The organism is Streptomyces sulfonofaciens, assembly GCF_014656295.1.
Taxonomy (GTDB): Bacteria; Actinomycetota; Actinomycetes; order Streptomycetales; family Streptomycetaceae; genus Streptomyces; species Streptomyces sulfonofaciens.
The window spans coordinates 15,191-27,704 of record NZ_BNCD01000023.1 but is presented as its reverse complement, the minus strand read 5'-3'; the positions used below and the strand labels follow the sequence as shown (position 1 = coordinate 27,704).

At 74.8% G+C, this 12,514-nt stretch carries 9 protein-coding genes and 1 pseudogene; 2 read left to right on the top strand and 8 right to left on the bottom strand.

All coding sequences use genetic code 11. The features are described from left to right. Positions 1-136: 136 nt before the first annotated feature. The 3 genes from IE313_RS28575 to IE313_RS28565 form a co-directional block, all read right to left on the bottom strand. Positions 137-544 carry a VOC family protein gene (locus IE313_RS28575; protein ID WP_189937271.1) on the bottom strand — a complete coding sequence of 136 codons (408 nt, stop codon included), beginning with the start codon at positions 542-544 and terminating at the stop codon, positions 137-139. Positions 545-1,160: 616 nt separating this feature from the next. Further along, positions 1,161-2,372 (bottom strand): hypothetical protein, encoded by a 1,212-nt coding sequence (locus IE313_RS28570; RefSeq protein ID WP_189937269.1) that lies wholly within the window; start codon positions 2,370-2,372, stop codon positions 1,161-1,163. Beyond that, positions 2,354-3,085, bottom strand: a complete 732-nt coding sequence (locus tag IE313_RS28565; RefSeq protein WP_189937268.1) for an ABC transporter ATP-binding protein — start codon at positions 3,083-3,085, stop codon at positions 2,354-2,356. Before IE313_RS28565 ends, IE313_RS28570 begins: the two co-directional genes overlap by 19 nt. 365 nt (positions 3,086-3,450) lie before the next feature. Between IE313_RS28565 and IE313_RS28560 the strand changes: the two genes are divergently transcribed. Continuing rightward, positions 3,451-4,908: a gamma-aminobutyraldehyde dehydrogenase gene (locus tag IE313_RS28560; RefSeq protein WP_189937265.1), complete on the top strand. Its 1,458-nt coding sequence runs from the start codon at positions 3,451-3,453 to the stop codon at positions 4,906-4,908. Between the two features lie 205 nt (positions 4,909-5,113). On the opposite strand, the pseudogene IE313_RS28555 reads toward IE313_RS28560, so the two are convergent. The 3 genes and pseudogenes from IE313_RS28555 to IE313_RS28545 form a co-directional block, all read right to left on the bottom strand. After that, a pseudogene (locus IE313_RS28555) lies at positions 5,114-6,099 on the bottom strand (serine hydrolase domain-containing protein); the annotation flags it as partial. 556 nt (positions 6,100-6,655) lie between these two features. Next, on the bottom strand, positions 6,656-7,396 hold the full coding sequence (locus IE313_RS28550) for a glycerophosphodiester phosphodiesterase (RefSeq protein ID WP_189937263.1): 741 nt from the start codon (positions 7,394-7,396) through the stop codon (positions 6,656-6,658). A 52-nt stretch (positions 7,397-7,448) separates the two neighbouring features. Beyond that, positions 7,449-8,489, bottom strand: coding sequence for an adenosine deaminase (locus IE313_RS28545; RefSeq protein ID WP_189937261.1), 1,041 nt, complete (start codon positions 8,487-8,489; stop codon positions 7,449-7,451). A gap of 483 nt (positions 8,490-8,972) precedes the next feature. On the opposite strand from IE313_RS28545, the gene IE313_RS28540 reads away from it, so the two are divergent. After that, on the top strand, positions 8,973-9,764 hold the full coding sequence (locus IE313_RS28540; RefSeq protein WP_229925040.1) for a DUF4190 domain-containing protein: 792 nt from the start codon (positions 8,973-8,975) through the stop codon (positions 9,762-9,764). Here IE313_RS28540 and IE313_RS28535 read toward each other — a convergent pair. After that, positions 9,746-10,474 carry a phosphatase PAP2 family protein gene (locus IE313_RS28535; RefSeq protein WP_308439222.1) on the bottom strand — a complete coding sequence of 243 codons (729 nt, stop codon included), beginning with the start codon at positions 10,472-10,474 and terminating at the stop codon, positions 9,746-9,748. The two genes, IE313_RS28540 and IE313_RS28535, sit on opposite strands and share 19 nt — an antisense overlap. 596 nt (positions 10,475-11,070) lie before the next feature. Continuing rightward, on the bottom strand, positions 11,071-12,405 hold the full coding sequence (gabT, locus tag IE313_RS28530; RefSeq protein ID WP_189937255.1) for a 4-aminobutyrate--2-oxoglutarate transaminase: 1,335 nt from the start codon (positions 12,403-12,405) through the stop codon (positions 11,071-11,073). Positions 12,406-12,514: the final 109 nt, after the last annotated feature.

The window sequence follows — 12,514 nt, the reverse complement described above, 5'->3', positions numbered from 1 at the left end:
GTGCGGATCCGGGGGCTTCGGCGCCGTAGCGGCGTCACCGGCCCGCAGGCGCCGAGGTGCCGGGGCGCGGTTGCTGTGGCCGGTTGTGGGGCGCGGCGGCCCCGCCGGCGCCGCGCCCGTGCGGGAACCGGCGTCCTCAGCCCTCGACGGCCGCCGGGTCCATCCACATGACCTCCCAGGTGTGCCCGTCCGGGTCGTCGAAGGCGCGGCCGTACATGAAGCCCATGTCCTGGGTGCGGCCGCTGGCGGTGCCGCCGAGCGCGATCGCGCGGTCCACGAGTTCGTCGACCTTCTCGCGGCTCGGGGAACTGAGGCAGAGCAGCACCTCCGAGGTGCTGGTGGCGTCCGCGATCTCCTTGTGGGTGAAGTCCCGGTAGCGCTCCTTGGCGAGCATCATCGCGACGATCGTGTCGCTGATCATGACGCAGGCGCAGTCATCGGTCGTGAACTGCTCGTTCAGGGTGTAGCCGAGTTCGGTGAAGAACTTCTTGGTGACACCGAGGTCGGCCACGGGGAGATTGACGAAGATCATTTGCTGGTACACGGGGTCCTCCCGGACGTGTGTCGATGCACCGGCGGCGGCGAGGGACACGCCGCGCGGCCGGTGCGGTACGGCCTTGCAGACCTGTAGACCGCGGAGCCGGCCGGAACTCATCGCTGCCGCGGAACTCATCCTTGCCGCGGGACCCGTCGCCTCCGCGGATCCATCGCCTTGCCAGGACCCGTTGCCTCGGCGGGAGCGGTTGCCTCGGCGGGAGCGGTTGCCGTCACGGACAGCACCGCCCGGGGAACGTCCGCAGGGGGCGCGGGAAACGGGCCGCGGCCCCCGCACCCGGCCGCCTCCGCCCGGCACCGGGAGCCGGCATCCCGGCACCAGGCCCCCGGTGAGCACCGGCTCGTGTCAGCCGCCGGCGACGGGCACCTCAGGCCCCTCGTACCAGGCCCCGCAGTCCGCCCTCGCCTCCCGGGCCCCGCAGTCCGACCCCGGCGCCAGCGCCAGGGGCCTCGTTGCCCGCAGCCCGCAGCCCGCAGCCGTGCCCGGGGCGCTCGGGCACCGCTCCAGGTCGCCAGTACCCGATCCGACTCGCGGGCCCCGGCGCCACGTGCCCGGGCCGGCCGAACCGGTTTCAGCCGCTGCCCCGCTGCCCCGCTGAAGCCGCTCAACCGCCCAGCGGCAGCGCGGCCAGCGCCGACACCCCCCAGGTCAGCGGGAGGAACACGGCGAGCAGGGCCGCGGCGCGCAGGGCGACCGCGGTGCGCAGCAGACCGGCGGGCGCGCCGAGCCGGAGCAGGGCCGCCGTGGTGTCCGCCCTGGAGCGGCGCACCTCCACCGCGGCCATCAGCAGGGTGGCGAGCGTGCACCCGGCCACGAGCCCCGCCCCGAGCAGGCTCATCGGTCCGGTGCCCGGCTGTTCCCGTGCGTACAGGGTGGCGGCCGCGTAACCGCCGGAGGCCACGGCGCACACCACACCGAGCGGTCGGCCGAGCCGCCGCGCCTCCTGCTGGAGGATGCGGCCCGCGAGCAGCCGCAGCGCGCTGGGCCGGGCGGCCTGGAGCAGCCGCCCGGCCAGATGGGTGAGGGCCGGCCCGGCCAGGGCGAGGCCGAGCGCCGTCAGGCCCCAGCCGAGCAGCACGCCCAGGGAGCCGTGGGCGAGGCCGTTCGGCAGCGGGGTGCCGCCGGTCCGCCCGTCCGTGCCGCCGGCGTACGCCTCGACCGCGAGCCCCGCAGCGAGCAGTGCCACGCCGGTGGTGAGACCGGCCGGTCGGGAGGCGGGCGCCGGCGGGCGGTCCTCGGCGTCCGGGTCCTCGCCGCCGCCCCTGCCGCTGTCGCCGCTGCTGCCGCCCCTGCCGCGTGCGGGGCCGGGCCGGGGCCGCAGCGCCAGCGCACCGGCGACCGAGGCGGCGAGCGGGACGAGTGCGAGCAGGGTGAGGACGGCGGCCGCCGGCAGGGGCCGGTCCGCGGCAAGCAGCACGTCGGCGGCCCCGTCGAAGGGCAGACCGGTCAGGTTGCCGCGCAGTTGGAGAAAGAGCAGCAGCGCAAGCACCGAGCCCGCCGCGCAGGTGAGCGCGAGGGAGAGCGCGGAGAGCGCCATCAGGCGTACCGGGCCGAGGCCGACCGCGAAGAGGGAGGCCCTGGGGCGGGTGCCGGGGTCGCTGCGCGCGACGGCCACCGCGAAGTCCACGGTGGCGACCAGCGGGGCCAGGCACCACAGCAACCGGAAGAGCGCGTTGGCCGGGGCCTGCGGATGCCCGAGCGCATATCCGAGGGTGCACAGCAGCAGGAAGCCGGTGCCGCCGGAGGCCACGGCCACCAGCAGCCTGCGGAGCTGGACGGCGGGGCGGGCGCCGCGGGCTAGACGGAGAGCGAGCACGCGGCCTCGCCCTCCGCCCCGGCACCATGGGGCACCGCGTCGGCGGCGCGCCCGTCGAGCAGGGCCACCGCACGGTCGGCGAGCGCTGCTGTCTCCTGGTCGGAGGTGGCCAGCACGACGGTGATGCCGCGCGCACGGGCCGCGGTCATCAGGGTGCGCAGCACATGGTCGTGGTCGGAGTGGTGCAGCGGTGCGGTCGGCTCGTCCGCGAAGAGTACCGAGGGGCCCGCGACCAGGGCGCGGGCCACGGCCACCCGCTGCCGCTGGGCCTGCGTGAGGGAGGCGGGGCGCCTGCGTGCGCAGGACGCGACGTCCAGATGGCCCAGCCACTCCAGTGCGGCGGCTCTCGCCGTGCGGTGCGCGATGCCGGACAGCAGCAGCGGGAGCGCGGCGTTCTCCCAGGCCGTCAATTCGGGCACCAGATCGTGCCGGGGGCCGACCCAGCCGAACCGCTCCCGCCGCAGCCGCTCCCGCGCAGGGCGGCCGAGGGTGTGCACGCCCGTGGTGCGGAACCACACCTCGCCCCGGTCCGGCACAAGCTGCCCCGACAGGCACCGCAGCAAGGTGGTCTTGCCGCTGCCGCGCGGGCCGCTGACCGCGAGGACCTCGCCGTCCCGGACCGCGAGCGAGACCTCGGCGAGGGCGGGGGAGCCGTGGTACGCGACGGTCAGGGCATGCGCCTTGAGCACGTCGTTGTCCGGCGGGGCCACCATGACGAACACCTCAGTTTCCGCGCAGAGCCGTCAGTCCCCCCGAAACGGCGTGAACTTAACACGCGGCCGCCGCCCCGCCCGGCAGCTCCGCGGCCGCCCGTCCCCCGTCCGGCCCAGCCCGCACGGGCCCGCGCCGGGCAATCGGGGGGACACCGGATTCACCCGAAGGGAGGAGGGGGCCGCGGGCGAGGAGGCCGTCCGGTCACGGACCGGTGGGGAGCGGTAGGGACCGCGCGGCACCCGCCGCTCTCATGTGCGCCGCCCGCGCCCCGGGGGCCCCGGGACCATACGGACTAGGGTGGAGGCCGAGGGCGTCTCACCCTTTGGACATCTGGAGATCTGGACATCCGACAGGAGGGCCGGCAATGACCACCGAGGTGCGTCCGCTGCGCACGCTACGCAATTACATCGACGGGGAGTTCCGCGAGGCCGCGGACGGACGCACCACCGAGGTCGTCAACCCCGCCACCGGTGAGGCCTACGCCACCGCGCCGCTGTCCGGCCGGGCGGACGTCGACGCGGCCATGGCCGCCGCCGAGGCCGCGTTCCCGGCCTGGCGCGACCTGGTCCCCGCCGACCGCCAGAAGGCCCTGCTGAAGATCGCCGACGCGTTCGAGGAGCGCGCCGAGGAGCTGATCGCCGCCGAGGTGGAGAACACGGGCAAGCCGATCGGCCTCACCCGCACCGAAGAGATCCCGCCCATGGTTGACCAGATCCGCTTCTTCGCGGGCGCCGCGCGGATGCTGGACGGGCGCTCGGGCGGCGAGTACATGGCGGGCCTGACGTCGTTCGTGCGGCGCGAGCCCATCGGCGTCTGCGCACAGGTCGCGCCGTGGAACTACCCCATGATGATGGCCGTGTGGAAGTTCGCGCCGGCGCTCGCGGCCGGGAACACGGTCGTGCTGAAGCCGTCCGACACGACGCCGGCCTCCACCGTCCTGATGGCCGAGATCATCGGCTCCATCGTGCCCAAGGGCGTCTTCAACGTGATCACCGGCGACCGCGACACCGGTCGTCTGATGGTGGAGCACCCCACCCCGGCGATGGCCTCCATCACCGGCTCCGTACGGGCCGGCATGGAGGTCGCGGGTGCCGCGGCGCAGGACCTCAAGCGGGTCCACCTGGAGCTCGGCGGCAAGGCGCCCGTCGTCGTCTTCGACGACCTCGACGGCGCGGCCTTCGCCAAGGCCGTGGAGGACATCTCCGTGGCGGGCTTCTTCAACGCCGGCCAGGACTGCACGGCCGCCACCCGCGTCCTGGTCCACGAGGCCGTCCACGACGAGTTCGTCCGGGCACTCGCCAAGGCCGCCGCCGAGACGAGGACCGGGCAGCCCGACGACGAGGACGTGCTCTACGGCCCCCTCAACAACGCCGCCCAGCTCGCACAGGTCGAGGGCTTCGTCGAGCGGCTGCCCGCGCACGCCAAGGTCGAGGCCGGCGGCCACCGGATCGGCGACAAGGGCTACTTCTACGCTCCGACCGTCGTCTCGGGGCTGAAGCAGGACGACGAGATCATCCAGAAGGAGGTCTTCGGGCCGGTCATCACCGTGCAGCCCTTCACGGACGAGGCCCAGGCCATCGCCTACGCGAACGGCGTCGAGTACGGGCTCGCCTCGTCGGTGTGGACCAAGGACCACGGGCGCGCCATGCGGTTGTCCAAGGCGCTCGACTTCGGCTGCGTCTGGATCAACACCCACATCCCACTGGTCGCCGAGATGCCGCACGGCGGCTTCAAGAAGTCCGGCTACGGCAAGGACCTGTCGTCCTACGGCTTCGAGGACTACACGCGCGTCAAGCACGTGATGACGTCGCTGGAGGTGTGAGGAGGGCCACACGGGCGGGGCGCGGCGCCTTCCGCGTGTGCCCCGCCTGCGTGCGCCCCTCGCGGGCGCCCTCCGTCCGTGCGTGCCCCGCGCGCGTGCGCCCTGCGGGGGCCACCGGGGCCACCGTGGCCACCGGGACGACCGGGACGCGGTGATCCGGACGGTGGCGGCGGTCGTGCGGGCCCGCCGCCGCCGCGGACCCGCCTCAGCGCTCCAGGGCCGCCATCACGATCCGCTCGGCCACCGGATTCATCCCGTCGCCCTTCGCGTCGGTCGCGCCGACCGAGTAGACCAGCGTCCTGGACAGGTCGCGGGTGGCGCCGACGGCCGCGCTGAAGCCGTAGCGGGCGCCGGACTTCACCCGCAACCGACGCCCGTCAGGGGTCACGAACCGCTCCAGACCGGCGCTCATCGTGGTGCCGGGGAGGTCCGGAACAACATCTCCGACAACTGCGGCTCCGGTACGACACGGCCGCGGAACAGGCCGACGATCAGCCGTTCGAGATCGGCCGTGGTGGAGATCATGTCGCCCGCCGCGAACCGGTCCGTCTGGTTCCAGTCGGTCACATCCACGAACGCGGTCGTACCGTCCGGCCGCGTGACGGCCTGGTAGCCCTGGTTGTGCGGGCCCCGGATGCGGGGGTCGGCGCCGGGGAAGCAGGTGTTCCGTATGCCGAGCGGCGCGAGGACGCGGCGCTCGGCCTCCGCGGCGAAGGAGCGGCCCGTCACCTTCTCGACGAGCAGGCCCAGGATCGTGTGGTTGATGTTGAGGTACTGCTGCCGGGTCCCCGCGGCGAACGCGGGTCCCTTGGCGACGGCCGACGCCACCACCCGCTCGGGCGGCAGGCTCTCGAAGCGGTGCGCGTAGAACTCGTCGAAGGTGTCGCCGAGCCCGTCGCCCGCCTGGATTCCGCTCGTGTGGTTCAGCAACTGGCGTACGGCGATGGGCGCGAAGGCGCCCGTGAGCAGCCCGGGAAGGTAGCGCTGGACCGGTGCCCCGAGGTCGATCCGGCCCTCGGCGGCGAGTTGCAGCACCACCGCCGCCGTGACGACCTTGGTCGTCGAGCCCGCCCTGAACCGGCACGGGGGCGGAGCGGCGGTGCCCTGGCGGCGCGTCACGGAGTCCGCGCCCGGCGCACCCATCCTGCTGAGCCGCGCCACTCCGCGGATCCTCACCACGGAGGGCGCCGCCCCCGATGCCACTCGGGGACGAAGGGGCAGCGGTGCGGAGTTGTTCTCCGGGAGTCCCCTAGGGTCCGTCCGTCGCGTCCGTCGCGTCCGTCGCGTCCGTCGCGTCCGTCGCGTCCGTCGCGTGCGTCGTGTTGCGTCCCGTCCGCCCCCTGCCTCCTGTGCGAGGCGTGCGCCACGTGTGCGGCGCGCTCCTCCGCGACGTCTGAGCCGCCATCACCTCGTCCCCGTGCGCGGAGGCCCAGGCGCCCACTCACCGATCGGGCCGAGGAGCGAGATGCCCGGCGCGGTGGGGGCGTACCCGACACGCGGCGGGGACTCGGCGCAGGCGTGGCGCTCGACCAGGCCGTGGTGCCGGAGCCTGCGCAGCGTCGCCCTCGGCCGCGTCCCGTACGCGGCCGGCGGCCCGGACCGCGCCGCGCCCGCGGGGGCCACCCGCGGCGCTGTGCATCGGGCTGTGGCCCGGCGAGGTCGTGGACGCCCGGGCGAAGCCGCCCCCGGGGCACACCGGTGCCCGCCCGGCCGCCGAGCCGGTGCACCAGGCGTCCTCCCCGGGCGGCTAACCGGCGTCGCGCGCGCGGGACGGGCCGGCCCCGTCCCGGCCCGTGCGCAGCGCCTGGAGGATCTCGACGCGGTTGGTGGTGAGCGCGTCGGCGCCCAGGGCGAGCAGCCTGCGCATCGACCTGCGGGTGTCCGGCGTCCAGGCGGACAGCAGCAGACCGTGGGCGTGCACCCGGGCCGCCAGTGCCCCGTCCACGAGACTGAAGCGGTAGTTGAGCCAGCGCGGGGACACCGCGTCCAGCAGCACGGGGCGCGGCGGGGCCAGGCTGGTCCAGGTGAGGGCGATCTCGGCGCCCGGGTCCGCGGCGCGCACCGCCAGCATGGCCTCCGCGCCCCCGCAGTAGTAGACCCGGTCCGCGGCCCCGCAGTCGCGCACCACCCCGAGCACCCTGCGCGCCGTGGCGGACGACGCGTCGGGCAGGTCGACAAGCACCCGCGCCCCCTCGCCCGCGGCGTCCCGCTCCGCCACCGCCGTCAGGGCCGCGGCCAGCGTCGGCACCCCGCCGCCGGTCAGCTCCGCCACCTCGGCGGCGCGCAGCGCGGCCAGCGGCGCGTCGTGCCGCCACAGCCGCTCCAGGGTGGCGTCGTGCAGCAGCACCGGGACGCCGTCGCGGGTGAGGCGGACGTCGACCTCGACCGCGTCGGCGCCGCGGTCGAGGGCCGAGCCCAGGGACGGCAGGGTGTTCTCGCGGAAGCGGTACGGATCGCCACGGTGGGCGACGGCGGTCACGGTGTGCATGGCTCCATTGTGATCCGCGCCCGGGCCGCGGAGGACGCGGGCGGGCGTCGGCTCAGGCGTTCGCCGTACCCGGCCACGCCGCGGTGTAGGCGTCGATCTCGGCGACGAGCGCGGCCTTGCCCGCCGGGTCGAGGAACGACGCCTCGACCGCGTTCCTGGCGAGCCCGGCCACGCCCTGCTCGTCGAGGCCGAGCAGCCGGGCGGCGACCGCGTACTCGTTGTTGAGGTCGGTGCCGAACATCGGCGGGTCGTCCGAGTTGATGGTGACCAGGACACCCGCGTCGACGAGCTTCTTGAGGGGGTGCTCCTCCAGGGTGCGCACGGCGCGCGTGGCGACGTTGGAGGTCGGGCAGACCTCCAGGGCGATCCGGTGCTCGGCCAGGTGGGCGAGCAGGGCCGGGTCCTGTGCGGCGCCGATGCCGTGCCCGATGCGCTCGGCCCCGAGCTCGCGCAGGGCGTCCCAGACGGCCTCGGGGCCGACGGTCTCCCCGGCGTGCGGCACGGAGTGCAGGCCCGCGGCGATGGCCCGGTCGAAGTACGGCTTGAACGGGGGCCGCGGCACGCCGACGTCCGGTCCCGCGAGCCCGAACGACACCAGGCCCTCCGGTCGCAGCCCGTCCGTCAGCGCCAGTCGCGCGGTCTCCTCCGCGGCGGGCAGCCCCGCCTCACCGGGGATGTCGAAGCACCAGCGCAGCACGGTGCCGAAGTCCGCCTCGGCCGACGTCCGCGCGTCCTCGATGGCCGCCATGAAGGCGTGCTCGTCTATGCCGCGGCGGGTCGACGACCAGGGGGTGACGGTCAGCTCGGCGTAGCGCACGTTCTGCCGGGCCATGTCACGGGCGATCTCGTAGGTGAGCAGGTGGACGTCCTCCGGAGTGCGGATCAGGTCCACCACCCCGAGGTAGAGCTCCACGAAGTGCGCGAGGTCCGTGAACGTGAAGTAGCCGGCGAGCGCCTCGGGGTCGGCGGGCACCTTGGTGCCGGGGTGGCGCGCGGCCAGTTCGGAGACGATGCGCGGGGAGGCGGAGCCCACGTGGTGGACGTGCAGTTCGGCTTTGGGCAGGCCGGCGATGAAGGCGTGCAGGTCGGTCAAGGTCCCCTCCCGGGACAGAGCGCCCGGTCAGGGCGCGGTGATCGGCTGATCGGTGGTGCGGGATCATCGTAGGCGGCCGGTCACCCGCGGTGGGGGCGGCCCGTAGCATGGCGGGACGAACGAGAGGGGGGTTTGTCCATGCCAGAGGGAGACCAGCCGGCCGGAGAGCCGGGGGAGCGGAGCGATCCCTGGGCGCCGCCGGAGCACCGGGCGTCCCTGGAGAAGCAGCCACCCGCCGCACCGCCCTCCACCGCCCCGCCGTCCCCGTACGGCAGCGCGCCGGGCGGCCCCGGCAGCGACACGGGCGCCCCCGGTCCCTACTCGCGCCCCCCGGGGCACGATGCGGGAACCGCGGGCCATGAGGCGGGAACCGCGGGCCATGGTGCGGGCAGCCCGGACCGCACGGAACCCCCGGGCCCCGAGGGGGCAGGGCCGCAGGGGACGGGGGCGCCGCACCAGCCATCCGCACCATCCGCACCGTCCGTGCCCGGAGAGGCGCCGTCCGCCGCGGCGCCGTCGGCGGCGCAGCCGTTCGGCGTCCCGCAGCAGTCCGGGGCCGCGCACGCGTCGGCGTGGCCGCCGCCCGCGCAGCAGCCCGCCGCGCCCGGAGCCGCGGTGCACGACCAGCAGACGATCGCCGGGCATCTGCCCTCCGACAGCGGTACGGCCGCGCCCGGTTTCCCGCCGCCGCACGCGCCCGGTGGTGCGCCCGGCGCCGTACCGCCCCCGCCGATCGCTCCTTCGGGGCCCGGCGGCTACGCCTACCCGGGCTACGCCTACCCCGGCTACCCCGGCTATCCCTCGGGTTCCGTCGGCGAAGCGGGCGCGCCGGGCTACCCGGGCCCCGGAGGCCCCGGGCACCCGGCCGGCCCCGGCTATCCCGGCGGTTCGGGTGGTTCGGGCCATCCGGGCGGTCCCGGCTACCCGGCCGGGTATCCCGGATACGGGTGGGCGGGCATGGCCGTGCCCCAGAACGGCCTGGGCACCTCGGCGCTGGTCCTCGGCATCCTCTCCGTCTGCCTGTTCTTCCTCTACGGGATCGTCCCGCTGGTCCTCGGCATCCTCGCCGTGACCTTCGGGGTGAAGGCCCGCCGGCGCGCGGAACGGGGCGAGGCCACCAACGGGGGCCAGGCGCAGGCCGGGTTCGTGCTGGGGATCATCGGGATCATCCTCGGTGTGGTGGTGATGATCCTCATCGGCATAGGGATATCCGCGGCCGTCCACGACGACGACCAGAGCGGCGACGGGGGTTACGGCTACTCGGCCGAGCTGTAGGCGGTGCCGTCCGCGGAGCCACCGGCGGGACCGCCTGCCGGGCCGTCGGCCGTGCCGCCTGCCGAGCGGTCGGCCGTGCGGAGCCCACCGGGAAGCCGGGGCCCGTCGCACCGGAGTGCGGTTCCGCCCAGGCCGGAGCGCGGGCCGCGGGGGACTCGTCCCGCGGTGTGCGTCCACACCGCGAGCAGGGCCGCGCACAGCAGCCAACTGCCCAGTACGTCCAGGGGCCAGTGGTAGCCCCGTACCACCAGGCCGGCGCCGATGGCCGCGTTCAGGACGGCGGTGCCCGCGAGCAGCAGCCGGCGCAGCAGGGCGCTGCGCAGTGACGGCAGGAGCAGGAGCGCCGCCGCGCCGTAGGCGACCACGGCGGTGGCCGCATGGCCCGAGGGGAAGTACCCGCCGGGCACCGAGTGCGGCGGGCCCGGCCGGTCGACCAGTGCCTTCAGCGGCACGACGACGGCGGGCACCGCGGCCATCGCCAGGGCAGCGGCCAGGGGCGCCAGCCACCAGCGGGGCAGCCCGCGGCCGCGGTCGCGCAGCGCCGCACCCACCAGGACCAGCGCGAGCAACGGCACGGCGACCGTCGCGTTCCCGAGGTCGGCGAGGAGTTCGGCGAGCGGGCCGGGCAGGCTCCCGCGGGCGGCACGGCCGAGGCGTTCGTCGAGGTGGCGCAGTGGGCCGTCGGCGGCCACCTGCCAGGTGAGCACCACGAACAGCAGCAGGCCAAGACATGCGGACGGCCACCCCGGAACAGGGGGGATGGTTCCGGGGTGGCCGTTCTGATCGGTTTGCCGCGCGCCCCGGGGGGTTTGGGGCGAGCGGCCGTCCGATCGGTGAGGAGTTCCGGAGCCGAAAGCTCCGGATGTGTGCGCGAGGGCACAGCCGGAACGCGGCTGGGGAGGCCACGATCCGGAACCGTCCGCAGTCCCCTGTGGACGGGGTGTCTCTCTCATCTGCAGAGAACCTACGACAGCGGGCGGCTGGTCCGACAGTGCGACGGGCGGCCCGTCATTGCCCTCGCACACCATCTTCACAGCCTCTGACCGACGTCCCGTGGTGCGGCGGCGGGCAGCGGCATGCGGGCGGCAGCGGCGGCAAGCCGGCTGCGGGCGCACGCCGCAGGTGGAGGCCCCTGGCGGACGTCGCGGTTAAAGGCCCCTGACGGACGCCGCATGCGGAGGCCGCGGTCGGACGTCGGATGCGGGGCCCCTGGACGGACGTCGCTGGTGGAGGCCGAGGGGCGGACGCCGGGGATGCCACGGGCGGTTCGCGGTGCCCGCGAACCGCCCGTGCGCCCATCCGGCCCTCAGAGCTCCGCGAAGGCCTGCTCCAGGATGTCGAGACCCTCGTTCAGCAGGTTCTCGGGGATGACCAGCGGAGGCAGGAAGCGCATCACGTTCCCGTAGGTCCCGGTGGTCAGCACCACCAGTCCCGCCGCGTGGCAGGCCTTGGCCAGCGCGGTCGTCGCCTCGGGAGCCGGCTCCTTGGTGGTGCGGTCCTTCACCAGCTCGATGGCGAGCATCGCGCCCCGGCCGCGGACGTCGCCGATGACGTCGTACTTCTCCTGAAGCGCGGTGAGCCGCGGCTTCATGACCTCCTCGATCCGGCGGGCGCGGGCGGGCAGGTCGAGTTCCTTCATGGTCTCGATGGCGCCGAGCGCGCCCGCGCAGGCCACCGGGTTGCCGCCGTAGGTGCCGCCCAGGCCGCCGCTGTGCGCGGCGTCCACGATCTCGGCGCGGCCGGTGACCGCGGCCAGCGGCAGGCCGCCGGCGATGCCCTTCGCGGTGGTGATCAGGTCCGGCACGATGCCCTCGTCCTCGCAGGCGAACCAGCGGCCGGTACGGCAGAAGCCGGACTGGATCTCGTCGGCCACGAAGACGATGCCGTGCTGCGTGGCGAAGTCCCGCAGGGCCGGCAGGAAGCCCTTCCCCGGCTCGATGAAGCCGCCCTCGCCGAGCAGCGGCTCGACGATGATCGCGGCGACGTTCTCCGGGCCGATCTGCTTGGTGATCTCGTCGATGGCCTGCGCAGCGGCCTCGGGGCCGCAGTTCTCAGGACCGGTGGGCCAACGGTAGGGGTAGGCGACGGGGACGCGGTAGACCTCGGGTGCGAAGGGGCCGAAACCGTCCTTGTACGGCATGTTCTTCGCGGTCAGCGCCATGGTCAGGTTGGTACGGCCGTGGAAGGCGTGGTCGAGGACGACGACCGCCTGGCGCTTGGTGTACGAGCGGGCGATCTTGACGGCGTTCTCCACCGCCTCGGCACCCGAGTTGAAGAGCACCGACTTCTTCGGGTGGTCGCCCGGGGTCAGCTCGGCGAGCCGCTCGGCGACCTCCACGTAGCCCTCGTAGGGCGTGACCATGAAGCAGGTGTGCGTGAAGTCGGCGAGCTGCGCGGTGGCGCGCCGCACGACGGCCTCGGCGGAGACACCCACCGAGGTCACGGCGATGCCGGCACCGAAGTCGATCAGCCGGTTGCCGTCCACGTCCTCGATGATCCCGCCGCCGGCGCGGGCCGCGAAGACGGGCATCACGGAGTTCACGCCCGCCGCGACCACGGCGGTACGTCGGGCCTGAAGCTCCTGCGACTTGGGGCCGGGGATGGCGGTGACGACGCGGCGCTCCTGCGGAAGTGCGGTCATGAGGGGCTCCTGTGGGGGTGGTGCGGACGCTGTGGACTGCTGGTGCTTCTTCGTGGTCGGTCGGCTGGTGGTCGGTCGGCTGGTGTCGGTCGGCTGGTGTCGGTCGCTC

Bases quoted from the DNA above. Each gene is read 5' to 3' on its own strand.
- IE313_RS28565 (WP_189937268.1), bottom strand. From the start codon at position 3,085: ATGGTGGCCCCGCCGGACAACGACGTGCTCAAGGCGCATGCCCTGACC.
- IE313_RS28560 (WP_189937265.1), top strand. From the start codon at position 3,451: ATGACCACCGAGGTGCGTCCGCTGCGCACGCTACGCAATTACATCGAC.
- gabT (WP_189937255.1), bottom strand. From the start codon at position 12,405: ATGACCGCACTTCCGCAGGAGCGCCGCGTCGTCACCGCCATCCCCGGC.
- IE313_RS28550 (WP_189937263.1), bottom strand. From the start codon at position 7,396: ATGCACACCGTGACCGCCGTCGCCCACCGTGGCGATCCGTACCGCTTC.